Source organism: Marinobacterium sp. xm-d-579, assembly GCF_013282935.1.
In the GTDB taxonomy this organism is placed as follows: Bacteria; Pseudomonadota; Gammaproteobacteria; order Pseudomonadales; family Balneatricaceae; genus Marinobacterium_E.
The window spans coordinates 345,417-369,663 of sequence record NZ_WBYP01000001.1 but is presented as its reverse complement, the minus strand read 5'-3'; the positions used below and the strand labels follow the sequence as shown (position 1 = coordinate 369,663).

At 50.9% G+C, this 24,247-nt stretch carries 21 protein-coding genes, 1 tRNA gene and 1 pseudogene; 8 read left to right on the top strand and 15 right to left on the bottom strand.

Going from position 1 to position 24,247, the window contains the following annotated elements:
- Window positions 1-4: 4 nt before the first annotated feature.
- Both ligA and XMD579_RS01865 read left to right on the top strand, forming a co-directional pair.
- Window positions 5-2,332 carry an NAD-dependent DNA ligase LigA gene (gene ligA / locus XMD579_RS01870; protein ID WP_173505726.1) on the top strand — a complete coding sequence of 776 codons (2,328 nt, stop codon included), beginning with the start codon at window positions 5-7 and terminating at the stop codon, window positions 2,330-2,332.
- The gene (locus XMD579_RS01865) at window positions 2,332-2,583 is read left to right on the top strand and encodes a YheU family protein (RefSeq protein ID WP_371731417.1); all 252 of its coding nucleotides are present in this window, start codon (window positions 2,332-2,334) and stop codon (window positions 2,581-2,583) included. Before ligA ends, XMD579_RS01865 begins: the two co-directional genes overlap by 1 nt.
- Window positions 2,584-2,628: 45 nt before the next feature.
- Here the strand turns inward: XMD579_RS01865 and mnmC are convergent, their stop codons facing one another.
- From mnmC to galU, 4 genes are read right to left on the bottom strand one after another with little or no spacing between them, the layout of a single operon-like run.
- Entirely contained in the window at window positions 2,629-4,596 is a 1,968-nt protein-coding gene (mnmC, locus tag XMD579_RS01860; RefSeq protein ID WP_173505725.1) for a bifunctional tRNA (5-methylaminomethyl-2-thiouridine)(34)-methyltransferase MnmD/FAD-dependent 5-carboxymethylaminomethyl-2-thiouridine(34) oxidoreductase MnmC, read from the bottom strand.
- A 15-nt stretch (window positions 4,597-4,611) separates the two neighbouring features.
- Complete coding sequence (locus XMD579_RS01855) at window positions 4,612-5,877, bottom strand: UDP-glucose/GDP-mannose dehydrogenase family protein (protein ID WP_173505724.1); 1,266 nt, start codon at window positions 5,875-5,877, stop codon at window positions 4,612-4,614.
- Complete coding sequence (pgi, locus tag XMD579_RS01850; protein ID WP_173505723.1) at window positions 5,874-7,493, bottom strand: glucose-6-phosphate isomerase; 1,620 nt, start codon at window positions 7,491-7,493, stop codon at window positions 5,874-5,876. Before pgi ends, XMD579_RS01855 begins: the two co-directional genes overlap by 4 nt.
- A gap of 9 nt (window positions 7,494-7,502) precedes the next feature.
- A complete protein-coding gene (galU, locus tag XMD579_RS01845) occupies window positions 7,503-8,381 on the bottom strand; it encodes a UTP--glucose-1-phosphate uridylyltransferase GalU (RefSeq protein ID WP_173482860.1) in 879 nt (292 codons plus the stop codon).
- A 130-nt stretch (window positions 8,382-8,511) separates the two neighbouring features.
- On the opposite strand from galU, the gene XMD579_RS01840 reads away from it, so the two are divergent.
- Window positions 8,512-10,290: an O-antigen ligase gene (locus XMD579_RS01840; protein WP_173505722.1), complete on the top strand. Its 1,779-nt coding sequence runs from the start codon at window positions 8,512-8,514 to the stop codon at window positions 10,288-10,290.
- On the opposite strand, the gene XMD579_RS01835 is transcribed toward XMD579_RS01840, so the two are convergent.
- From XMD579_RS01835 to tsaD, 9 genes are read right to left on the bottom strand one after another with little or no spacing between them, the layout of a single operon-like run.
- Window positions 10,275-10,646, bottom strand: a complete 372-nt coding sequence (locus tag XMD579_RS01835; protein WP_173480399.1) for a Na+/H+ antiporter subunit G — start codon at window positions 10,644-10,646, stop codon at window positions 10,275-10,277. The genes XMD579_RS01840 and XMD579_RS01835 overlap by 16 nt on opposite strands.
- A 19-nt stretch (window positions 10,647-10,665) precedes the next feature.
- Window positions 10,666-10,935, bottom strand: a complete 270-nt coding sequence (locus XMD579_RS01830) for a K+/H+ antiporter subunit F (protein ID WP_173480400.1) — start codon at window positions 10,933-10,935, stop codon at window positions 10,666-10,668.
- Window positions 10,929-11,426 (bottom strand): Na+/H+ antiporter subunit E, encoded by a 498-nt coding sequence (locus XMD579_RS01825; RefSeq protein WP_173482858.1) that lies wholly within the window; start codon window positions 11,424-11,426, stop codon window positions 10,929-10,931. Before XMD579_RS01825 ends, XMD579_RS01830 begins: the two co-directional genes overlap by 7 nt.
- Window positions 11,423-12,934, bottom strand: a complete 1,512-nt coding sequence (locus tag XMD579_RS01820) for a monovalent cation/H+ antiporter subunit D (protein WP_173505721.1) — start codon at window positions 12,932-12,934, stop codon at window positions 11,423-11,425. Before XMD579_RS01820 ends, XMD579_RS01825 begins: the two co-directional genes overlap by 4 nt.
- On the bottom strand, window positions 12,931-13,275 hold the full coding sequence (locus tag XMD579_RS01815) for a Na+/H+ antiporter subunit C (RefSeq protein WP_173480403.1): 345 nt from the start codon (window positions 13,273-13,275) through the stop codon (window positions 12,931-12,933). Before XMD579_RS01815 ends, XMD579_RS01820 begins: the two co-directional genes overlap by 4 nt.
- Entirely contained in the window at window positions 13,275-16,067 is a 2,793-nt protein-coding gene (locus XMD579_RS01810) for a monovalent cation/H+ antiporter subunit A (RefSeq protein WP_173495194.1), read from the bottom strand. The genes XMD579_RS01815 and XMD579_RS01810 overlap by 1 nt, the downstream gene beginning before the upstream one ends.
- A gap of 43 nt (window positions 16,068-16,110) precedes the next feature.
- Entirely contained in the window at window positions 16,111-16,590 is a 480-nt protein-coding gene (gene folK, locus XMD579_RS01805) for a 2-amino-4-hydroxy-6-hydroxymethyldihydropteridine diphosphokinase (protein WP_173480405.1), read from the bottom strand.
- Entirely contained in the window at window positions 16,590-16,946 is a 357-nt protein-coding gene (gene folB / locus XMD579_RS01800; protein ID WP_173482854.1) for a dihydroneopterin aldolase, read from the bottom strand. The genes folK and folB overlap by 1 nt, the downstream gene beginning before the upstream one ends.
- On the bottom strand, window positions 16,946-17,995 hold the full coding sequence (gene tsaD / locus XMD579_RS01795; RefSeq protein WP_173505720.1) for a tRNA (adenosine(37)-N6)-threonylcarbamoyltransferase complex transferase subunit TsaD: 1,050 nt from the start codon (window positions 17,993-17,995) through the stop codon (window positions 16,946-16,948). Before tsaD ends, folB begins: the two co-directional genes overlap by 1 nt.
- Before the next feature lie 175 nt (window positions 17,996-18,170).
- Between tsaD and rpsU the strand changes: the two genes are divergently transcribed.
- From rpsU to XMD579_RS01770, 5 genes are all read left to right on the top strand, one after another.
- A complete protein-coding gene (rpsU, locus tag XMD579_RS01790; protein WP_169451420.1) occupies window positions 18,171-18,386 on the top strand; it encodes a 30S ribosomal protein S21 in 216 nt (71 codons plus the stop codon).
- 70 nt (window positions 18,387-18,456) lie between these two features.
- Window positions 18,457-18,900, top strand: a complete 444-nt coding sequence (locus XMD579_RS01785; protein ID WP_173483871.1) for a GatB/YqeY domain-containing protein — start codon at window positions 18,457-18,459, stop codon at window positions 18,898-18,900.
- A gap of 35 nt (window positions 18,901-18,935) precedes the next feature.
- Window positions 18,936-20,852, top strand: coding sequence for a DNA primase (gene dnaG / locus XMD579_RS01780; RefSeq protein WP_173505719.1), 1,917 nt, complete (start codon window positions 18,936-18,938; stop codon window positions 20,850-20,852).
- A 141-nt stretch (window positions 20,853-20,993) separates the two neighbouring features.
- The gene (rpoD, locus tag XMD579_RS01775) at window positions 20,994-22,826 is read left to right on the top strand and encodes an RNA polymerase sigma factor RpoD (RefSeq protein WP_173505718.1); all 1,833 of its coding nucleotides are present in this window, start codon (window positions 20,994-20,996) and stop codon (window positions 22,824-22,826) included.
- A gap of 62 nt (window positions 22,827-22,888) precedes the next feature.
- A tRNA-Ile gene (locus XMD579_RS01770) sits at window positions 22,889-22,965 on the top strand.
- A gap of 459 nt (window positions 22,966-23,424) precedes the next feature.
- On the opposite strand, the gene XMD579_RS01765 is transcribed toward XMD579_RS01770, so the two are convergent.
- Window positions 23,425-23,778: a hypothetical protein gene (locus XMD579_RS01765; protein ID WP_173480417.1), complete on the bottom strand. Its 354-nt coding sequence runs from the start codon at window positions 23,776-23,778 to the stop codon at window positions 23,425-23,427.
- A gap of 340 nt (window positions 23,779-24,118) precedes the next feature.
- Window positions 24,119-24,224 (bottom strand): annotated as a pseudogene (locus XMD579_RS11280) (prepilin-type N-terminal cleavage/methylation domain-containing protein); the annotation flags it as partial.
- Window positions 24,225-24,247: the final 23 nt, after the last annotated feature.

Here is a 24,247-nt window from a genome sequence, read left to right as displayed (position 1 = left end):
CCTTATGTCGATTGAACAACAGATTCTGGAGCTCAGAGAGCAGCTCCAACAGCACGCCTATCGCTATTATGTACTCGATGATCCCTCGGTCACGGATGCTGAGTATGACCACCTCTATCGCCAACTCGAATCACTGGAAGCAGATCATCCTGAGCTAGTTACCGCGGATTCGCCAACACAACGTGTCGGCGCTAAACCCGAGGGTGGCTTCGCCGAGGTGGTGCACGAGATCCCTATGCTGAGTCTGAGCAACCAGTTCAATCGTGACGAGGTTCATGCATTCTACCGCCGTGCTCAAGAAGGGTTGGATAGCGATGACTCTCTGGCGATTACGCTTGAACCTAAACTGGATGGTCTGGCCGTCAGCGTCCTCTATGAGAACGGCATGTTGGTTCGAGCAGCGACCCGTGGAGATGGCTCTACCGGAGAAGATATCACCAGCAACGTACGCACCATTCAAAGTGTCCCTCTGAAATTGATGGGAGCTGGTTGGCCAGAGCGCATTGAAGTACGTGGCGAGGTCTATATGCCGCGTGCTGGGTTTGAAGCGCTCAATCAACAGGCGCGTGAGACGGGTCAAAAGAGCTTTGTGAATCCGCGTAATGCTGCAGCAGGCAGCCTGCGTCAGCTCGACCCATCCATTACCGCCAGTCGTCCTTTGACCTTCTGCTGTTATGGAACGGGTGTCGGTTCGGATGAGCTGCCTGATAGTTACTATGAGACTCTTCAGTTAATTAATAGCTGGGGCCTCAAGATCAGTGATCAAATCGATCGTGTTGAGGGCGCGGATGCCTGCTTCGACTACATCGAGGCTCTGGGTGCTAAACGTGACGCCCTCCCTTATGACATAGATGGCGTGGTATTGAAGTGCGATTCGCGAGAGGTGCAAGAGACCCTAGGCTTCCGCTCACGTGATCCTCGCTGGGCGACTGCGTTTAAGTACCCTGCCCAAGAGGAGGTGACACAGCTTCTCGATGTTGATTTCCAAGTTGGCCGTACAGGTGCAGTGACCCCTGTTGCTCGTTTAGAACCCGTATTCGTCGGTGGAGTCACGGTCAGTAATGCCACCCTACACAACATGGATGAGATCGCGCGACTGGATGCGAAAGTAGGGGATTGGGTCGTTATTCGCCGTGCAGGTGATGTTATTCCTCAGATCGTCAAAGTGGCTACCGATCGTCGCACCGGTGATGAGAAGCCCATTGCTATCCCGTCTGCTTGTCCTGTGTGTGGCTCTGAGGTAGAGCGTGTGCAACTCGTTAAGCGCAGCAAAGGTCAGGAGCAGAAGGTCGAAGGCTCGGTCTACCGTTGTGTTGGGCGCCTCAGTTGCAGTGCTCAGTTAAAGCAAGCATTGATCCACTTCGTCTCACGTAAAGCGCTCGATATTGATGGTCTTGGCGACAAGGCGATTGAACAACTGGTGGATCGTGAGCTGGTCAAATCTCCAGCGGACCTGTTTAGACTGACCAAAGATCAGGTGTTAAGCCTCGAAGGCTATGCTGAGCTGTCAGCGCAAAACCTGATCGATGCGGTCGGTCAGTCTAAAACCATCTCTCTAGCTCGCTTTATCTATGCCCTCGGTATTCCTGAAGTAGGGGAAGAGACTGCTCGAACTTTAGCGCTAAGTCTGGGGACGCTTGAACGAATTCGTCAGGCGCAGTCTCGTACTTTGACCCTTCTTCCCGATATTGGTCTGGAAGTAGCCCATGAGATTACCCACTTTATGGCGGAGGAGCATAACCAGAAGGTTCTGGATGATCTCCTGTCGTTAGGCATTCAACTGGAAGAGCAGGAGCAGATTGCCGCCAAGCTGCAGGCCAGTGTCAGCTTTGCTGAGCTGATTGAGGGGTCTAACATTAAAGGTGTAGCAGCGACCGGTGCTAAGGCTTTGGCAGCCCATTTTGAAACAGTCGAAGCGCTTTTGGCTGCAGATGAAGATGCGCTTAAAGCTGTGCCTAAATTGAGTAGTCGTGCGGCAGCTGGCGTCCTAGAAGCGATCCAAGATGAGACTTGGTGCCAACAGTTGCAGCGTTTTGAAACGCAGCTGATTGAGTTCGGTATGCATTGGTACTCTGAGAGAAGGGTCAGCGACGCCAGTGCGCCATTAGAAGGGCAGACTTGGGTGCTTACTGGTACGCTTGAAACTATGGGACGCAGTGAAGCGAAAGCGCTTCTTCAAGAGATGGGTGCGAAGGTCTCTGGCAGTGTCTCGTCCAAAACGGATGCGGTGGTCGCAGGACCCGGTGCTGGGTCCAAATTGGCCAAAGCAGAGCAGTTGGGCATCCGCGTGCTAGATGAAAATGAATTTAACCAGTTGTTAGGAAGAGTGTAGTGATTGTTCCAGCGAATATGCTTTCGGATGATGCCCTACGTGGCATGATCGAAGAGTTTGTTACCCGTGATGGGACAGACTACGGTGAACAGGAAGTGAGTCTTGAAGAGCGTGTCGAAGAGGTGAGAGAGCAGATCCTTACCGGTAAAGCGCTGATCATGTTCGACAGTAAAACCGAGACCACAACCATTATCCCTGCTGAAGATCTTGCCAAGATTCAGCAGCAGAACGCAGAGCAAGCCTCAGAATAAGCGATTAGCTGATTAAACCTGGCTCAAGCTTACTAGCGGTTCGCATTAGCCTTTTGAATGAGCCGCTCTAATCAGATCGCGGATCGCAAATCGCTGTGGCGATAAGATATCCACCAACTCCTGCTCTAAGGGGTAGGGCTGGTGGGTGATTTGCGCGGCAATGATCTCCGCTGCGATAGGGCAGGTGATCAACCCTTTAGAGCCATGCCCCACACTGACATAGAGCCCCTCAAGCCAAGGCGCTGTGTCATTGAACTCTGTACTGGCATCGACACTTAAGCGCTGGTACTGCTCAACCAATTTCTCTGTATCACACAAAGCCCCGACCATCGGCAGGTAGTCGCGAGTCCCTGCTCGCTGCGATGCTCGTCCAGAGAGTTCTCTGTTTTGCACCGATTCAGACAGCTCAGGCAGCGCCCGTTCAAGAAGATCTAAGTTGTGTTGGTGCTCTGCCTGTTTCAGATCCTGACTAGTGTCATTCACCTTAAATGAGGCGCCAAAACAGTACTGTCCATTCAGAGCCGGTGAAATGTACCCCTCACCGCACACCACGGTTTTTAAGTTCGGTGTCTCTTCGGATGAGCACCAGCTGGTCTGGCCACGAATAGGCTTCAGATCAAGCTTCGCTAACCCTGTTAGTAGCTCTGTCTCATACGCACTGCAGATAACCACCTGTGAATAGGCTTCACCGTTGATTAGCCATTGGCTGCCGTCACGCTCAAGGGTTTCAATGGGGCAGTTAAAGTGGCTGCGAATATTGTCATGTTTGAGTAGATAGTCGACCAGTTTAGGAGGCGATGCCCAACCCGCGTCTGGAAAATAGAGTGCTGAATGTTCTGTGACGGTACCTGCCAGTTCAGACGCCTCTTCTGCAGATACCCGTTTAACCAGCGATTCAGGGTAGTTGTTTGCTTCGATCAACTTCTGCTGCAGTTTTTGATCTTTTTCACTGACAGCGAGCTGTAACACCCCACACAGATCGGCGTGCTGTTGGTCATCAAGGTTTAATGCCTTGAGTTGATTGACGGTGAACTGCAGGCCGTTGGCGTGGACGCGGGATGCCGCAGTCGGCACCGCCGGTAACTTGGCATAGAGCGCCCCTTGTGGGTTACCGGAGCCGCCCGTTGCGGGTTTCGGTGCTCGCTCATAGAGATCAACCTCTATGCCCCGCTCAGCTAATGCGTGAGCAACGCTAGCACCGGCAAGCCCAGCCCCGATGACAGCGCAGTTTTTGCCTCTCTCTTGAGCAGTCGGGCGAGCTAACCATGGCTTAGTCTGCGACTGTGAATCTCTGGCCTGAATAAATTGGCCGTGAATCATCTCTCGCTTTCGGCCGAATCCAGGAATCTTTTTGATCTCAAAACCCACCGATTGCAGGCCTCGTTTAACGATGCCGGCAGAAGTAAAAGTCGCAAAACTGGTGTTCTCACTGCTCAATCTGGCCAGCTGTTTAAACAGACCTTCGTGCCACATCTCAGGGTTTTTTGACGGAGCGAACCCATCTAAGAACCATGCATCCACTCTGGCGTCGATCTGCGACAGTTGTTGGGCTGCATCGCCGAATAGGAGCCATAACTGAATTCTCCCGTTGTCGAAGCTTAATTGGTGAAACCCAGGTAGAGCAGCAGGCCATAGCCTCACCAGTTGATCAACGCCCTCTGCGAACGGCTCTTTTGCACCAATGGGTGTCAATGCGCGCTTAAGATCAGCGAGGCGCATTGGGTACTTTTCACAACTGATGAAGTGCAGTGTTTGCTGCGGTTTAGCCGTCGTTAAAAAATGGTGACGAGCTACTAGGAAATTAAGTCCGGTACCAAATCCGGTTTCACCAATGGTGAACATTGGCTTGTCGAGTGATGCTAGTCTCTCTGGAAGCTGATTGGATTGAATGAACACATGCTCAGTCTCAGCGATACCATCTTCAACACTGAAGTAGATATCACCAAACTGAGTCGACTCGGGTTGTTCGTCACGCCAGTTTAGCTGGGCGTGTTCAATCTTTTTATGGGTCACAGCAACCTTTTGAAATTAGGCGTTGGTTAAACAGCTGCGTCCCATACAGTAGTAGGTAATTCCCGCTGATTGGACGCGGTTTGGATCATACAGATTGCGCCCATCAATGATAAGAGGATTCTCCAACTGAGAGGCGATGCGATTGAAGTCGGGTGATGCGTACTCTGGCCAAGCCGTCAGTACCAACAGCGCATCGGCGCCCTCACAGGCGTCATAGTTATGTGTCATCAGTTGTATCTGCTGGTTGCCTGGATAGCGCGCGGCCAGTGTCTGTAGCGCTTCAGGATCATGGATCTGTAGTTTAGCCCCTTGCGCCAACAGTGCATCGATGACGCGCAATGCGGGTGAGGTCTCAACGTCGGCCACACCTGGCTTGAACGCAACGCCCCAGATAGCAAAGGTCTTGTTACTCAGGTCACACTGATAGTGTTGCCACAGCGTTCTAAATGGCCACTCTTTATTGACCTCATTCTGCTGCAGTAGGGTATCGACAAAGACAGAGCCCTTCTGTTCACTGAGTAGTGTTGATAGTCCTTCTAGATATTGGGTGAACTGCTGACCACCAAATCCAGAGCCTGGTTGCAGGTAGTGACTACCGATACGCACATCGGTAGTCATGCCACGGCGAATCGCATCGATATCGATGCCTAGCTGATCGCACAGTCCCGCCATCTCGTTAATGTAGCCTAGACGGAGCGCCAAGATACCGGTGATCGCATACTTAACGAACTCGGCCTCACGGCGTGTCATACGCTGAATGGCTCTCTGCCCTAAGTGGAAGGGGCGTAACAGGCTGAGTAGTAGCTCTGTTGCTACCTCGTGCTCACTGCCGATTAGCAGAGCTTGAGGGTTGGCAAACTGCTGCATCGCTTGGCCCGCTTGCAGCACATCCGGGAAGTAGACAACGTACTGCCCTTTGCTCTCATCCAGCATCGACTGCAGTTCATCGCTGGCGCCGACGCCAAAGTTACTCTGGTTAATTAGAAGCAGAGGTTTGTCCGATTCAGCTAAACGCTCGACCAATATTTTCGCTTCAGCAAAATCGCTCGACTCCATGGCTATCCAGTGAACTTCGGACTCCAGAGCCTTGTGAGGGTCGATAATCAGACGCTGATTAAACTCGGCCGCTTGGATGCTGGTCAGAAGTCCTGGCTCAGATCGTAAGTGGCTCTCAATGGGTTCGTTATCAGCGACTGCGTGGTAGATGTCATTACCATAGGCAGCCAATTGCGCACGGGCAATCCATGCGCTGAGTTCGTGTCCCCAAACGCTGATCTTCATTGTCCGTTACCTCGCAAATTTTGAATCTCATTCAGTAGTCCCTCCGTAGCAGGGTCGTACTGATGGTCGGCACTTTGGTTGAGTGCAGTAATTAGATCGTTCGCCACTTTTTTACCCAGCTCAACACCCCACTGGTCAAATGGGTTGATGCCCCAGATGACCGCTTGAACGTAGACCTTATGTTCATAGAGTGCGATCAGGCTCCCTAAATTATAGGGCGTTAGCTCATCCAGCATCAGAACCGTGCTAGGCTGGTTGCCGAAGTAGCGCTGCCAGGCTGGACGCTCAATGCCATCGGTCAGCGCAGCATCGCCTAGCGCCAGCACGCGAGCTTGAGCTAAACAGTTGGCCAGCGCCAACTGGTGCTGCTCTTGCAGTGAGCTCTCTCGATCGACGTAGCGACGTGCAGGGACAATAAAGTCACACATCACACGCTCGGTACCCTGGTGAAGAAGCTGGTAAAACGCATGCTGTGCGTTCGGGCCAATCTCGCCCCAAAGAATCGGACAGGTGCGCTGTGCAATTGAGCTTCCGTCAATGCCAACACTCTTACCGTTACTCTCCATCTCCAACTGCTCTAGATAAGCGGGAAGATGGGCTAATCGACCGTCATACGGCAAGATCGCATGGGCATGAATGTCCTGGAAGTTGATGTTCCAGATACCGATCAGAGCCAGAAGCACTGGAAGGTTGTTGGCAAACTCAGCCTCTTCGAAATGTTTATCCATGCTGTGTGCACCAGCCAGCAGATCACGGAAGCCCTGCATCCCTATGCTGATAGCAATCGGTAGGCCGATCGCGGACCAGAGCGAGTAGCGTCCACCGGTCCACTCCCAAAACTCTAGCAGTGTCTCTTCAGAAAGGCCCCAAGCGATGGCTTTTTCAGGAGCGGCAGTGACGCCAATGAAGTGCTGTTTGATCAGAAGCTCACGATTTAAACCGCTACGCTCTTGAAGCCAGTCCACTGCTGTTGCCGCGTTAGCCAGCGTATCAATGGTGCCAAAGGATTTGGACGATAGAACGAACAGGGTGGTCTCTGAATCCAACTCAAGCAGAAGATTTGAAAGCTGACTACCATCCATTGAGGAGACAAAGTGCAAACCGATGTTCAATGACGCTTCTGGTCGGAACTGGTGGGTCGCTTCACAGATCATCAACGGACCAAGATCAGACCCGCCGACACCGATGTTGACCACGTCGGTGATCGGTTTACCGGTGTAGCCACGCCACTGACCCTGATGGATCTGGTTAACAAACTGCTCCATGCGATCCAAGGTTTTGTGAACATCACTGACAACATCTTGGTCATCGACTTGGAGCTGTGCACTTTTAGGTAGGCGCAGTGCAGAGTGAAGCGCCGCTCTGTCTTCCGTGTTGTTGACGTGCTCACCTTGTAACAGCGCTTTGATGGCTGACGGAAGCTGCTTCTCGTCGGCCAGTGCAAGTAGCTCATTCATCACCTGAGCATCAATGCGCTGACGACTGAGGTCCATCAACATCCCTTCATGTCGGAACGAGAGTGATTCAAAGCGTTGATCGGTATCGATCAATTCACGAAGATGCTGTGCACTCAGGCGTGCAGCTGATTGTTCCAGTTTCGACCAAGCTTGAGTCATATCGACCTCTTAGAGTTGCTTCTTAGCTAGGAAGTCACGCATCGCATCAGCGGTTTCAGGGTGCTTCAAACCGAATGCAAGGTTAGCTTGTAGAAGACCCGCTTTGTTACCACAGTCATAGACGGTGCCGCGCATGCTGTAGGCCTCCATTGTTGATTCTGACAGTAGCTCAAGCATCGCATCGGTCAGTTGGATTTCGCCGCCGGCACCGGGTTGTGTCGTCTTCAACAGCTCCATCACACGGTTAGGCAGAATGTAACGACCGACAATCGCTTGGTTTGATGGCGCTTGATCGACGGGTGGTTTCTCAACCATGCCATGAATTGGGGCGCCTGTGCCGGCGGTCAACTGTTGGCCGCCGCAATCAACGATACCGTAACGATCCACATGTTCCTGTGGTACGCCCTCTACCATGATCTGGCCAGAACCGTTTTTCTGGTAACGTTTCACCATCTCAGAGAAGTCGCTGGCAAGACCCTCATCGTCAATCACCATATCGGGCAGCATGACTGCAAAGTCCTCTGAACCAATGACGTGGGCAGCACACAACACCGCATGCCCCAAACCTTTTGCACTAGGTTGGCGCACAGAGATGACCTCGATGCCCTTTGGTAGTGAGTTCTCTACCGCATTCAAAAGAGCAGTCTTATTCTTAAGGGCAAGCATCTGCTCTAGCTCGTAGTTGGCATCGAAATGGTTTTCGATCGACTCTTTGCCAGAACGAGTTACTAGAACAATCTGGCGAAATCCTGCGCGTGCGGCCTCTTCTACGACGTGTTGGATAACCGGTTTATCGACGACGGGCAGCATCTCTTTAGGAATGGCTTTAGAGGCTGGAAGAACTCGAGTACCGAGGCCGGCAACGGGGATGATCACTTTAGAGAGCATTGAATTTCCTTTATCAACAAATCTACTTTGTAGGTATAACTGTCATTATAAGCATAAATGCACGACAATTTTCTTACATGTGCTATTACTTAATAGTCATCAGCTATTTACCCAAACTTACGGAGATTACATGCAACTATTGGGCCAAGATTCAGATGAGAGTCGTGCATCTAAAGTTTTAACGATTCTTTTGAGCCTGCTGTTTCTGGTTGCGCCCTTCTATTACCAAGACAATTTAGGTGGTGAAGGGTTGAATCTACCGTTTAATGCGGTGGTCTGGTTGCCGGTGCTCTTTATCATTGCGGGCGCCATTTTCAAGATTATAGAGTCTGGTGAATGGGTGCGTCCAAACTACCTTTGGTTAATTTTAGCAATGCCGATAGGGCTCTACCTGACGGGGTTTGTCTCAGGTATGGATCGCCCCGGCGAGTGGCTGATTCGACTCGGTGTGGTGTTTGGTGGTATCGCGCTCTGGTTATCCGTGTTGCAGTATCGACTCAGTGAGCAACAGATGAATCAGTTGCTCTATCTGTTATTGGCGTCGATGTTGATTCATGCTCTGGTCGGCCTGGTACAGATGATTTCACACCCACTGTTTAGAGGTTGGGTGCCTATCTCATCGGGCAATCGGCTGCTGGGGATGTTCCAGCAACCCAATTTACAAGCCTCATTGATGGCAACAGCGGTGGCGTTGGCACTCTGGTTAGCGACTACGAAAACCTTCAATGAACAGCGCTGGCCGCAAAAATCAGCGCTCTTTCTAACGCTGTTTCTAGCATCACTAGAGGTCACTGCATCCGGTTCTAGGGTCGGTTTGATCGGTGCTGTGCTAGCGCTGTTGTTGATCTGCGCAGGGCGTATTAAAGCGTTGATCAGTCAGCCGCTATTGGCGATTGCGTTGGCATTCACACTGGGAACCGGAGCTATTGCCGGTTATCAAGCCAATGATGGGGCGCTGCAGGCCTACAACAAGATCGAAAAACTGGCTGAAGAGGGTAAGGACGCTCGTCCTCATATCTATCGTATCGCCTATGATGTTTTTGAACGCTCGCCGCTGTTTGGTCACGGCATCGGTAGCTTCCAGTCTGAATTCCAAAAAGAGCGTGTCACCTACTATCAGACAACGGACGCGTCAGCGGTCGATGGAAGTCCTCGATTCTCCCATCCTCACAATGAACTGCTGTTTTGGATGGACGAGGGCGGCTTGGTCGCAATGCTGGCCATTGGTATCGCGGTCTTAGGGGTTGTGTTGCAGTTGATCCGTTTAGGGTGGGGAGAGGGGTTGGCGCTTGCCGCACTGCTATTACCCATCGCTCTGCATACCCAGACAGAGTTACCTTTTTATATTTCAACATACCACTGGATTCTACTGACACTGCTGTTAGCCGTGCTCTTCTCGTACCGCACTCTTATCAAACCGGTCAAACTCTCGCTGGGTGCGACCGCTCTTTTGAAAGGTAGTCCACTATTCATTGTGCCGATTATGGTGCTCTTTTTGGTTCACTCGCTGTTGTCGCAGACCGGAATCATGCAGTACTACAAACATCGCGGCACTGAGCCCACCCATTTGAGGTTCGCGCTCAACAATGTCTACTTTAAAGAGTTGGGTGAGTACTTTGTAATGCGCTCTTCACTCTATGGTGCGATAGAGCATCAAGATCAGAATGCTGTATTGGGCTTTATTGAGTGGGGCGAAGCTTATCTTGAACAGATACCGGATATTCAACTCTATAGAGATGTGGCGATTGCTCGTCAGAATATTGGGGATGAGGAGGGTGCGCTAGCGCTGATTGATCAAGCAAAAGCGATCTACCCTAAGGATCGATCCATCGAAGATACTCACCGTCGATTAGAGGCCGGTGAGCCGTTGGTGACGTCGAGCCTAGCCTTGCCTCAATCCGAAGAGTGATTGGGAGCTTCTCGATCCCGAGCTACTTCAATCAGTTCCGCGTTTTTGGTCTTGTCGATCTGTTTTAAGCGCTGATGCATGGCTGTTTTGGCTAACAGGTGCCCTGTCAAAGGGGCGCTGATGAACAGGAACAGCGTGATCAAGAGTTGCTGCACACTTAATGAACCCTGATCGAACAGAGTGAATAGCATTGATGCAATCAAGATCGCACCCATACCGAGGGTGGTCGCTTTTGTAGGCGCGTGCAAACGAGTGTAAACGTCAGGAAGACGAATCAGACCCAGTGAGCCAATCAGAATTAACGATCCTCCTAGCAGTAGTAGCAGAGATAGGATCAGTTCAATCGCAAAATTCATAGTTGTTCTGTCCTATCCCTTACTCAATGATATCGCCGCGCAGAAGGTATTTGCAGAGGGCGGCCGTGCTGACAAAGCCAAGCATGGCGATTAACAGTGCGGCTTCAAAGTTGATGGAGCTGGCTTGCACAATGCCATAGATCAGAATCAAACCAATACTGTTAATGTAGAGCGTATCCAAACTCAGAATGCGCTCGGGCAACGAGGGTCCTCTCACTAAACTGTAAGTGTTCATGATAAGAGCGATGCTGATCATGACGAGGACGATTTTAAGACTGATCTCTAACATTGGAATATCTCCTTCAGCGGGGTCTCGTAACGCTGTTTAATCTCATCAATCAGCGCTTGCTCGTCGGGAAGATCAAGGGCGTGTATGTAGAGCCACTCTCGATCCTTGCTCACTTCGGCACTCAAGGTTCCAGGCGTTAGTGATATGGTTGAGGCAAGCAGGGTGATCGGTAGATCCCCCGTTAGGTTAAGCGGGTAGGCGATAAAACCAGGTTGCAGTGCTTTGGTTGGCCCTAGAATTAATTTGGCTACCGCAAGATTGGCGACCACGATATCCCACAGTAATACCAGAATGTATCTGATCAGTTTTAGCGGTCTCTTAACCGCCATCTGTTGAGTCTGTAGAGGTTCTGTCAGTAGTGGGATTCCCAAGGCTAGGATCAACCCCAGCACTATTTGCCCGAGCGAGAAACTGTTGTTCATCAGCAACCAGACAATTAACAGAACCAGTGATAAGAAGGGGCGTGGTAGCCAAGATCGTACGAAACTCATCGTTGCACTCCTTTAGCCATAATCTGTGTCGGGTCCTGCTCAAACGCCTGTAACTGCTCAACAGTTGCGTCTGTGTACTGGGTGATTGGGCCGGCAAACAGACTCATCAACGGTGCAGCGCTCAACAGTATGCCGACCGCAACAAATTTACGAGTTGCTGAAGCCTTGCTGCTATCCGGTTTACCGTTGGAGCGCCAAAACAGTGTCGATCCGGCGCGTGAAAAGGCGACCAGTGCTGCCAAACTGCCGATCAATAACAGCGGCCAAGCCCAGACCAGTGCGGAGCTGCTGTCGATCGACTTCATGATCAAAAACTTACCAATAAAGCCCGACAGCGGTGGCATGCCGATCAGAGTTAGAGCTGCAATGAAAAAGAGTATGCCAATGCTCATCGGCTGCGCTAAAGAGCGACCTGCCACAATTCGGTCAAACGATCGTTCACGCTGCTCAGCGATAATGTCCCCGATTAAGAAGAAAGCCGCGCCCGCTAGCGTAGAGTGAACGGCGTAATAGAGCGCTGCTGATAGCGAGTTTGCACTGCCAAAACCGACGGCCACCAACAGCGTGCCGACAGACAAAATGACTAAGTGAGCGGCTAGACGTTTCACGCTCGGTGCTGAAATAACCCCCAGAGTTGCCATCACCAGTGTGCCGAGCGCCAATACCCAGATCCAATCCTGTCCTAGATCGGTTAGAGCACCAGCGCTGTCACCAAAGATCAGGTTTTGAACGCGAATGATTGAGTAGATGCCCACTTTGGTCATGATGGCAAAGAGCGCCACAACGGGGCCTGGGGCCGATGCGTAGGTTCTTGGTAGCCAAAATTGTAGAGGCAGTAGCGCCGCTTTCAGAGCGAACACCGAGAGCAGCATCATGCCGCCAATCTTAGTCAGTTGAATCTCAGACTCATTAAGCTCACGTACTCGCAGCGCCATATCGGCCATGTTTAGGGTGCCGAGCGTGCCGTAGATGATGCCTAACGCAAACAGAAAGATCGCAGAGCCGACAAGGTTCAGGAAAACATAGTGCACAGCTGCACTGGTTTTGTGTTTTCCGCCACCGTGAATCAGTAGAGAGTAAGAGGCGATCAGCAGGATCTCAAAAAAGACGAATAGGTTGAATATATCCCCTGTCAGAAAAGCACCGTTGATCCCCATCGCTTGGAACATCATCAATGGGTAGAAGTAGCGCCCTTGGTTATCGTCACCTGCGCTGGCATAGAGATTGGCGGCCAATAACAGAACAGAGGTCAGCAGAACCATCAGACTCGATAGACGATCTCCAACTAGCTGGATGCCGAACGGCGCATCCCAGTTACCCAGTGCATAAAGCGTTACATTACCTGCTGATGCTGACATGAGCAGAGCGACTGAGACGATCACCATAGTGAGCGAACCTACCAGGCTGATGACACGTTGGCGCTCAATGCTTTTTTCAAACAGAGGCAGTAGCTGCAGCGTGGCTAACAGAAGCGGCAGAATGATAGGCAGAGTGATTAGGTGATTCATTTCTGCTCTCCGCTCTGTTCTGGTAGTCGGCCATCGACATGATCGTTACCTAGGTCGGCACGGGCTCGAATGGCCAGGATGACCGCGAAGGCGGTCATCGCAAAACCGATAACAATGGCGGTGAGAACCAGCGCCTGCGGAACAGGGTCCGGTATTGCTAGGCCAGATTTCAATACCGCGGCACCATCAATGACGAGTCGACCGGCGGAAAAGATAAACAGGTTCACAGCGTAAGAGAGCACCGTTAAGCCAAGTACCACTGGGAAAGTACGACCACGAAGTACTAGAAATACCCCCACAGCGGTGAGTAGGCCAATAATCAAACTGATCAATAGCTCCATTATTTAGACTCCTCTGGACGTGCGTGGGTCGTTAATGCGCCTAGATTCCCGAGTATAAGTAGGGTGGATCCAATGACGGTTAGGTAGACCCCTAGATCAAACAGCATGGCACTGGCCAACTCGAACTTTCCGATACCCGGCAGATAGAAGTAATCAAACCACGAACTTAAGAAGGGGTAGCCAAACAGCCAGCTGCCCATTCCCGTAGCGCCTGCGATGATCAAACCGACAGAGATCAGCCACTGGTAGTTCAGTTTCGAGCGTTCGCGCATGAAATCGACACCGTTGGCGATGTACTGCAGGATCAGTGCTACAGCGGTTACTAGGCCGGCAATAAAGCCACCACCTGGCAGGTTGTGGCCACGTAAGAAGATGTAAGCCGACACCAAAAGTGCTAAAGGAAGCAGTGCTCTTGAGACGGTCGCAAGCATCATCGGGTGGTGATCGTTGCTCCAAGGTATGCCGTTAAGATCAGCTGATGGCATGAAGAGTTTCATACGTGCGATCAGTTTGTAGATACCTAAACCGGCAATGCCCAGTACGGTGATCTCGCCAAAGGTATCAAAGCCCCTGAAGTCGACCAGAATCACGTTGACCACATTGGTACCACCACCGCCTATTTTTGAATTGGCGATGAAGAAGTCGGCAATCGAGGTTTGCGGATGCGTCATCATGGCGTAACTAATGGTTGCCATTACACCACCAATCAAGGTTGCCAAACCAAGATCACGTACCACCGATGAGGGGCTAGCGGCTTTTGCAGTGACCTGTGGTAAGAAGAAGAGTGCGAGCATCAACAGTATCACCGTGACCACTTCAACTGAGAGTTGAGTCAGTGCTAGGTCAGGTGCTGAGAAGCGGGCAAAGATAAGCGAGACGATTAAGCCGACGACCGAGACAGCAATCAGTGCGATCATCCGTTTGCGGTGCCAGATCAGCGTCACCAGTGTGGAGACGACCAAAATGATGGTAGCGACGATGCTAATACCATCGACCGGCAGCAGTGGGCGTGCTCCCTCTAAATTGATCAGCTTCGTCATTGGAACCGTCGTAAAGAGCGCAACACTCAAGATGAACAGCATGGTGTAGCGTTGCAGCGATCCGTTCTCAAGTGTGCCGTAAATTCTTGTGGCAGCATCCACAATGCGCTTGATGTTTTGATCAAAGATCGCTTTAGCGTCTCGTTCAGGGAATTGCGCCTGAAACTCAAACAACTGCTTACGGGTCGCGTAGACGACAATGCCACCCAACAGTGCAATGAAACTCATCAGCAGTGGGAAGTTAAATCCGTGCCATATGGCCAAGCTGTAGTAGGGCGTCTCGCCTTGCAGCAGAGAGGTTGCAGCGCTGTGTAGAATCTCTGCAACTACCAGACCAGGGGCAATACCCACGACAAAACAGAGTGCGACCAGTATCTCGACCGGAATCTTCATGTAGCGTGGAGGCTCATGCGGTGTTTTAGGAAGATTGATCGGTTCACCGTTAAAGAAGACGTCATGAATGAAGCGCAACGAGTAGGCAACTGAGAAGATGCCTGCAACGGTCGCTAGAACAGGCAGAATCCACGAGAGCGCACCGAGTGACCCTTGCTGTAAGGTCTCTGCAAAGAACATCTCTTTTGATAGGAAACCGTTCAGTAGCGGTACCCCTGCCATGGCCAGTGCCGCGACCATCGCTAGCATTGCTGTGTGAGGCATGTATCGCCACAAGCCGTTCAACTTGCGCATATCCCGTGAACCCGTCTCATGATCGATGATGCCCGCTGCCATGAACAGTGAAGCCTTAAAGGTCGCGTGGTTAATGATGTGGAAGGTGGCAGCGACCGCCGCAAGCTTCGAGTTTAAACCGAGCAGTAGTGTGATTAGACCTAAGTGACTGATAGTGGAGTAGGCGAGAAGCCCCTTAAGATCGTGCTTAAACAGAGCCATGTAAGCGCCAACCAGCAAGGTGGCAAGGCCGGTCAAGGTGACGATCAAGAACCACATGTCGGTACCCGCAAGCGCCGGGTAGAGTCGAGCCATTAAAAAGATGCCCGCTTTCACCATGGTTGCTGAGTGAAGATAAGCAGAGACCGGCGTTGGCGCCGCCATTGCGTGGGGCAGCCAGAAGTGGAATGGGAACTGTGCCGACTTAGTAAAGGCTCCCAGAAGCACTAGGACTAGAATATAGGGGTAGAGCTCAGAGCCACGGATTAGATCCCCTTGAGCCAATACATCCGTCAGGTTGTAGCTGCCGACTACCTGGCCGATCAGCAAAATGCCTGCAAACAACGCCAAACCACCCATGCCAGTAATGGTCAGTGCCATGCGAGCACCTTTGCGCGCTTCGCTCTTATGATTCCAGAAGCTGATCAACAAGAAGGAGCTGATGCTGGTCAGTTCCCAAAATAGCCAGAGTTGAATCAGGTTCTCTGACAGCACAATACCCAACATGGCGGTCATGAAGAGAATCAACATCGCATAGAAGCGCGGCATGTTGTCCTGCTCTGAGAGGTAGTAACGAGCATAGAGGATAACAAGAAGACCGATGCCTAAGATCAACAGGGCAAACAGCAGTGCAAACCCATCGAGTCGGAAGGCGAGTTCTAATCCGGCTGCTGGAATCCATTCGAATCGCTCAACAAAGCGCTCGCCATCGAGTACCGAGGGTGCGTAAGAGATCAGGGTAGCTAAAGCGACCGCTGGCAGTGCGGCCGTCGCAAACGCACAGGCCGTTCTCGACACCTTGTTGGCAGAAAGTGAAACGAACACCCCTATGAGTGTCAGTAGGGGGATCCAGAACAGGTTTAGCACCGAAGTAGACCTCTGAAATGTAAGGTTTTATCTTATTTCTGATCTATAAAGAGTGCGGGTAAAGGGATTGATTTTCAAGCAACTGATCCCTTTTTTTATTCCATAATTCAATAAAGGTATAACCAAGCGTTGGGTGTTGCTGGTTTGGGCATAGATCGGCGGCTGGCAGTAACACGTGTGCGTAATTTTCCAGGTCCTTATGTGGCAGGTTGAACTGCTCGGTTTCGACGATCTCTTGGTCAAAGCAGAGCAGGTCGATGTCGAGGGCGCAGTAACGACCGCTCATGCGTCCCTGCTGAATTTCAATCGACTTCAGTGCATCAATCAACGACGCCTTGTCTAGTTCTGTTTCAGCTTTGGTGACCAGATTAAGGTAGTCGGGTTGGGATGGATCGATAGCGGAGCTGCGGTAGCAGGGTGAGTGTTCGATGCTGCTGCAAAAGTGAGTGAGCTGCTCTAGGCCGGCGCGAATGTTGGATTCAGCATGATGGTTGCTACCGACGCCGAGCAGAATGTGGTGCACTAGAAACTTACTCCGCGAGCAATTCGAACGCCGACCAGTTCCGCTTCAGCTACGGCGATCGGTTTGCCGATCTCAAGACGCAGTCCAGGAATATTGAATTGAGCCATTAAGAACTCGGATAGGTTTTCGGCGAGTGTCTCCAGTAGCTCCGCTTTGGCCTCTTGGCAGAACTGAATAACCGCTTCACTGACGGCGGCGTAATTGATAGAGGCCTCTAGATCATTGTTCTTGGCCGCGTCGCTAATATCGTTGGCCATCTCTAAATTGATCACCATAGGCTGAAGTTCTGTCCGTTCATGCGGATAGATGCCGATGATCGCTTCGAATCTAAGATTTTTTATAAAAATTGTGTCCATTATTGCACCTCTCCAACTGAACCAAGGGCAGTTAGTGTCTCCATTGGCCAGCGTGGCTGGGCTGTAATGGCGAGTGGTGATCGCTCCCCAGCCATTAAGCGCTGATTGCCTGCATAGGCAATCATCGCGCCGTTGTCGGTACAGAACTTGGGGCGGGCGTAGAAGAGTTTAGCGCCCTCTTTTTTGGCCATATCGCCCAATTTTTTACGCAGTTTTTTGTTGGCGCTAACGCCACCTGCGATCACCAGCTCTTTAAAGCCGGTCTGCTGGATCGCACGGCGACACTTAATCGCCAATGTATCGACCACGGCATCTTCAAAGCAGGCCGCAATGTCAGCTGAGGCTTGTTGATCCAGTTCGCCCATTTCGCGCTTTGCTGCTTCGACCGTGTTCAAGGTGAAGGTCTTCAAACCTGAGAAACTAAAATCGAGCCCGGGACGATCGGTCATCGGTCTTGGGAAGGTGTAGCGATCGCTGTTGCCACTTTCGGCAAGTTTGGCGATCAGCGGGCCACCAGGGTAGTCCAACCCCATCATTTTCGCCGCTTTATCAAAGGCTTCGCCGGCGGCATCGTCCAAAGATTCCCCCAGTAGAGAGTATTCGCCGATCCCTTTGACGCTGACGAGCTGGGTGTGGCCACCTGACACTAAAAGCGCGACGAAAGGAAAGCTTGGTGGTGTCTCCTCTAGCATCGGGGCTAGTAGGTGCCCCTCCATGTGGTGGACGCCCACCGCAGGGATGCCCAGAGCTAGAGCCAATGCTCGACCAGTAGAGGCGCCCACCATCAGGGCACCAATTAGACCGGGGCCAGCCGTATAAGCAATGGCATCAATAGAGTGCAACGTACACTCTGCCTCTTTACAGACTTCTCTAATCAGTGGGATTAGCTTGCGCACGTGATCTCGCGAGGCGAGTTCTGGTACGACGCCACCATACTCGGCGTGCATCTCTACTTGCGAGTAGAGCGCGTCACCTAAAAGGCCGCGTTCGCTGTCATAGAGCGCTACGCCGGTTTCATCACAGGAGGTTTCAATACCGAGTACAAGCATTCAGAGCTGGCCTTAATCATTGCTATTAATGGTGCCTCATATTATTCAGAAATCTGGCTAGTTAGTGAAGCGTTAAATTGCTTTACATCAGCTGTGGTGCTCTGTATTATTTGGCGCCCTCGGAAAATTACGTCCGAGGTTAATTTAAACCAAACTTGAAAGGTAATTGGAAAACATGCCAGCCGTTAAAGTTAAAGATAACGAGCCATTTGACGTTGCACTACGTCGTTTCAAACGTTCTTGCGAAAAAGCAGGTATCCTAGCTGAAGTTCGTAAACGTGAAGCGTACGAAAAGCCAACAACTGCTCGTAAGCGTGCAGCTGCAGCAGCAGTTAAGCGTCACGCTAAAAAGCTTCAGCGTGAAAACGCTCGTCGCGTTCGCCTTTACTAATTAAGTAAAGACGCAGACTAGATTCCTTGTGGTCGAGTCTTTGTAGTAAACGATAGATTAGGTTATTGAGATGTCTTCATTGAAGAGTCAGATTACTGATGAAATGAAGGTTGCAATGCGCGCTAAAGATAAAGTGCGTCTTGGAACGATCCGATTGATGCTGGCTGAGTTAAAGCGCATCGAAGTGGATGAGCGCATCGAACTTGATGATGATCGCGTGCTCGCGGTGCTAGACAAGATGGTCAAGCAGCGCAAAGACTCGATTGCCCAGTATCAGGCGGCTGAGCGTCCTGAACTGGCGGAAAAGGAGCAGCAAGAGACGGAGGTGATTAAAACTTTCTTGCCGCAGCCTCTCAGTGATGTAGAGATTGATGCAATTATCGATGCAGCAATTGCTGCAACCGATGCTTCCGGCATGCAGGCGATGGGCCAAGTAATGGCCATCATCAAGCCGCAACTTCAAGGTCGTGCCGACATGGGAGCCGTTTCAGGTAAGGTCAAAGCGAAACTCTGATAGAGTGTTCGCTGGAACAGACAGCGAGCAGTTGAATGTCAGGAAGAATTCCGCAGCACTTCATAGATGACCTTTTAGCGCGAGTAAACATCGTTGATGTGATCGATTCGCGTATCAAGCTTAAGCGTGCCGGTAAAAACTACTCCGCACTCTGCCCATTCCATAAAGAGAAATCCCCGTCGTTTTCAGTCAGTCCTGATAAGCAGTTCTACTACTGTTTTGGTTGTGGTGCTGGCGGCAATGCGCTCGGTTTTGTTATGGAGTATGAGAAGCTCAACTTTCCTGAAGCTATTGAAGAGTTAGCGCGTACCGTTGGTGTGGATGTGCCGCGTGAGCATGATCGTCAGCGCGATGTGGCTTATGAGAAACAGGTCAAGAAACAGTTCGATCTGCTCGAGAGTGCTAACGCCTTTTATCAACAGCAGTTGCGCAATCATAGCGACAAAGCCAAAGCAGTAGCCTATCTGAAAGAGCGTGGCCTAAGTGGTCAGATCGCTGCGCGTTTTCAATTGGGTTATGCCCCTCCGGGTTGGGATAATCTGCAGAAACACATTGCCAAAGAGACTGAGGACGCCGATTCGCTGCTGCTAAAGTCCGGCTTGATGGTCGAGAACGAAGAGCGCGGCCGTCGTTACGACCGTTTTCGTGACCGTATTATGTTCCCTATTCGTGATATGCGTGGTCGCACGATCGGTTTTGGTGGACGTGTATTAACGGACGAAAAACCGAAATACCTTAACTCCCCAGAGACCGATACCTTCCATAAGGGTAAAGAGCTTTATGGCCTCTATGAGGCGCGTCAGCATACCGGCTCATTAGAGCGTCTGCTGATCGTGGAAGGCTACATGGATGTGGTGAGTTTGGCGCAGCACGGTTTAACCTGGTCGGTGGCTACCTTGGGTACAGCAACCACTGAAGCGCACCTCGAGCGTATCTTTAAGATAGTGACTGAAGTGATCTTCTGTTTTGATGGGGATGCTGCAGGGCGTCAAGCGGCCAAGCGTGCGTTGGATACCTGTGTTCCGGTTATGAAAGATGGCCTAACAGCCCGTTTTCTATTCCTGCCCGATGGTGAAGATCCCGACACACTGGTGCGCAGTGAAGGTCTGGATGCCTTTACGGCAAGAGTGGATGAGTCTCTGCCGTTCAGTGAGTATTTCTTTAAGGCGTTGAGTGACAACATCGATCTCACTTCTATGGATGGTCGAGCTCGATTTTCGACCCAGGCGCTGCCCAAAATTCGTAGCATGCAGACCTCGGTGCTGCAGCAGATGATGTTGGATCGGGTTGCCGAGATGACCGGCTTAACAATAGAACAGTTGGATACTATCGCTAACCTGCACTCCAAAGTGGAGACGATCGCGCCTGAGCCTGCCGCTCGACCCAAACCCTCGTATAAGCCAGAGTCGATGCCGGATTATGACTCGGGTGAGTATCAGCATCCGCGCTATTTCGAATCGGAGCCGAGCTACTCAGATTCTTACTCCTCTCAGACTTCACAAGCTTCAGGGCCGGTGAGATCGGGTATCAGTACTAAGATCAACTTGGTTAACTCTGCAATCTCGATACTGCTGCACCGTCCTGACTTAGCGCATCAGGTGGTTCAGGCGACTGAATTGGAAGGGCTCTACGTTGAGAATATATCGCTGCTTAGGCAGTTGCTCAGCTACCTGCAGACCACTCCCGATGCTAGCCTAGGTACGCTGCTGTTGGATTGGCAGCGTGACCCAGAAATGGCGCCCAATCTGCTAATGCTCAATGAGATCTCACAGGTCGATCCAGTGCTCGACAATGTCGATGCCAAGGTGTTGCTGGATGATGCCATGGGGCGCTTATTATCACGTAAATACGAGCACGAATTGGCTGAATTGACACGTCTCTCGCGTGAGCGACCACTGACTAACGAAGAGAAACAACAGCTGGCGCAACTCTTGGCACGTAAGGCCTTGTAAACCCTTCTTTCTGTCCCCACTTATAAACTATTAATAACCCTGCCGTTAATCCGTCTTTAACTGGCAGAGGTTGAACTTTTTAGCTATACTTCGGCGCTTGCAATTTTTGCGCGCCCAACGTGGCTAGACACAGGATTTTAAATGTCTGACAACACTGAACAGCAGCAATCACGCCTTAAGGAACTTATCGCTAAAGGTAAGGAACAGGGCTATTTGACCTACGCTGAGGTGAACGATCACCTCCCTGAAGATATCGCCGATCCCGATCAGGTAGAAGATATCATCCGCATGATCAATGACATGGGTATCTCCGTGTCTGAAGTTGCGCCGGATGCTGAAACGCTTCTTATGACCGACGGTGATGCAGGTGACGATACTGACGAAGAGGCGGTTGCCGCTCTTGCTGCAGTGGAGTCGGATGCCGGTCGTACTACCGATCCCGTGCGCATGTACATGCGTGAGATGGGTACCGTTGAGCTGCTGACTCGTGAAGGCGAGATCGAAATTGCGAAACGTATTGAAGAGGGTATCCGTGGTGTCATGGGTGCGCTTGCTCAGTTCCCAGGCAGTGTTGCCTTGGTGCTTGATGCCTACAAAACGACCGTTGAAGAGGAGGGTCGTTTAAGCGATTTGTTCAGCGGTTACATCGATCCTGATGCTGAAATCGCCAATAACAATCCTATTCCTGAAGAGGAGGAGGTTGAAGACGCAGACGATGATTCGGATGACGACGACAGCAACGATGATGATTCAGAAAAGGATCGTGGTCCAGACCCAGAAGAGGCGGCTGAACGTTTCGGTGCCATCGAAGAGGCTCTGGCTAAACTGATTAAAGCAGAGAGCAAAGGTCGTGATTCATCAGCATTTGGTGCAGCCCTTGAAGAGCTAGCACTGGTGTTTGCTCCCGTTAAACTGTCTCCACGCTACTACGATATGTTGGTTAGCCGTGTTCGTGGCTACATCGATCGTATCCGTACACAAGAGCGCAACATCATGCGTATGTGTACTCAGAAGTGCCGTATGCCGCGTGATCAGTTCATTAAAACCTTCCCAGGTAATGAAACTAATCCTGATTACTTCGATGATCTCGTTAAAGCGGGTAAGCCATACTCTGATGCGATCTCAGCAAGCCTAGATGATCTTAAACGTGCACAGCGTCGTCTGGTTGCCGTTGAAGAGGAGCTAAACATTGATCTAACCGAGATCAAAGAGGTTAACCGTCAGTTATCGATCGGCGAAGCGCGTTCACGTCGCGCGAAGAAAGAGATGGTTGAAGCCAACTTACGTCTGGTTATCTCGATCGCTAAGAAGTACACCAACCGTGGCCTGCAGTTCTTGGATCTGATCCAAGAGGGTAACATCGGTCTGATGAAAGCGGTTGATAAGTTCGAATACCGTCGCGGTTACAAGTTCTCGACCTATGCGACCTGGTGGATTCGTCAGGCGATTACTCGTTCGATTGCCGACCAAGCACGTACTATCCGTATTCCAGTTCACATGATCGAAACGATCAACAAACTGAACCGTATCTCACGTCAAATGCTGCAAGAGTTTGGTCGAGAAGCGACACCGGAAGAGCTAGCAGAACGTATGGAGATGCCGGAAGATAAGATCCGTAAAGTATTGAAGATCGCGAAAGAGCCGATCTCGATGGAGACTCCAATCGGTGACGACGAAGATTCGAGCCTAGGTGACTTTATCGAAGATACAACGATGGACTCACCGATCGATTCAGCAACGGGTGAAGGCCTACGTGAATCGACTCGTGCTGTCTTGGCGGGTCTTACTGCTCGTGAAGCAAAAGTACTTCGTATGCGCTTTGGTATCGATATGAACACTGACCACACTCTAGAAGAGGTGGGTAAGCAGTTCGACGTAACGCGTGAGCGTATTCGTCAGATCGAAGCGAAAGCACTGCGCAAGCTTCGTCACCCAAGTCGTTCTGATCACCTACGTGGTTTCATCGACGAATAAATCTTTGATTTATAAGTTATTGCGCCCATAAAACCAGCTAGGTATTATGGGCGCGCTTCTTAGGGCCCATAGCTCAGTTGGTTAGAGCGCTCGACTCATAATCGATCGGTCGCAGGTTCAAGTCCTGCTGGGCCCACCACTCTTTTCTCTCTGTTTTTTTAAGATCAAAAGCTGTCTATCCGACTGCGTCGGCTAGCCTTACTTTTTGGTCAGCAAAAAGTAAGCAAAAACTGACCACGCTCACTCGGCCTGCGGCACGCTCCGTTCAATGCTTTTTCACTGAAGTCCAATAGGACACTGCAAAGTCGGCTCCTGCCTCCGTTGCAGACTTCGGCCATCCGGGCCTCAGCCGATTGAACTCTTAACCGTGAAAAAACATCGTACTCACTCTCGATCGGACGTGGACGATTGGCACGAGATTTGAATTTGGCAGTGTTGGAGCGGTCTTGAAAAGGCCGCGATGGGTATTAATGTGAATTTAGCTAAGGGCACCAGTGACTGGCTTTAGCCTGTCATCTGCTATATCGGTGTTTTCCAGATTGTCTTAAAGTCTACGAGCGGATGACAGGCTGAAGGCCTGTCACCGATGATGCTTCATCTACCGGCTACAAACCGCCCCACCAATCTGTACCCACTCATCATCATTTTGAATCTGCAGTACATCAAACACCTGCACTTCGGCGGGTTTGATGTCGTAGCGGGTCAGTAGTTGGCAGACGCGTTCTGCGTCGCTATTACGGTTTTGGCCGTTGGGTAGAACACCTACCCCTAAGATATGCCCCTTATCCCACCAAACAGGACGTGCCGGGAAGGTAGGGTCTTTAGCGAGCTCCGCCTCAACTTGTGCACGGGTCTGCAGTGACACTTCAGGCTTACCACTCTCAATGTAGTAGGTAACGGCAGCAGCTAAGATAATCAGTATGAGCAGGGTAAGACGCTTATAGCTTTTCAAGGGGAGACCTCATTTATCAATTGAGGCGCAGTGTAGTATGAGGGGAGGGGAAGAACAACTCGACCAAAGAAAAAGGCCGCTGATGCGGCCTTATAAAAATTTTGATCTTACTATGGAAGGGAACAATTGCCGTTTGCATCACAGGTTACGGTTGCAGTATTCGCAGTTGAAACTGAGAAACCTGGTAATGAGGTTGCATCAGTTACTGTTGTGTTAATATCTCCACATGATGACAAAAAGCCGGAGCCATCCGCTAAAGAAACACTCTGAGAGTATTGAACTACACGTTTGTTAGCAATGCCTTTAGCCTCAGCCAAACATGCTGCATCTTCGCTATCATCAACGTAATCTTGATAAGCCGGCAATGCAATCGCAGCCAAAATACCGATAATCGCTACAACGATCATCAATTCGATTAGGGTGAAGCCCTTTTGTGTTTTCTTCATCATAAGAAACTCTCCAGTGAGTT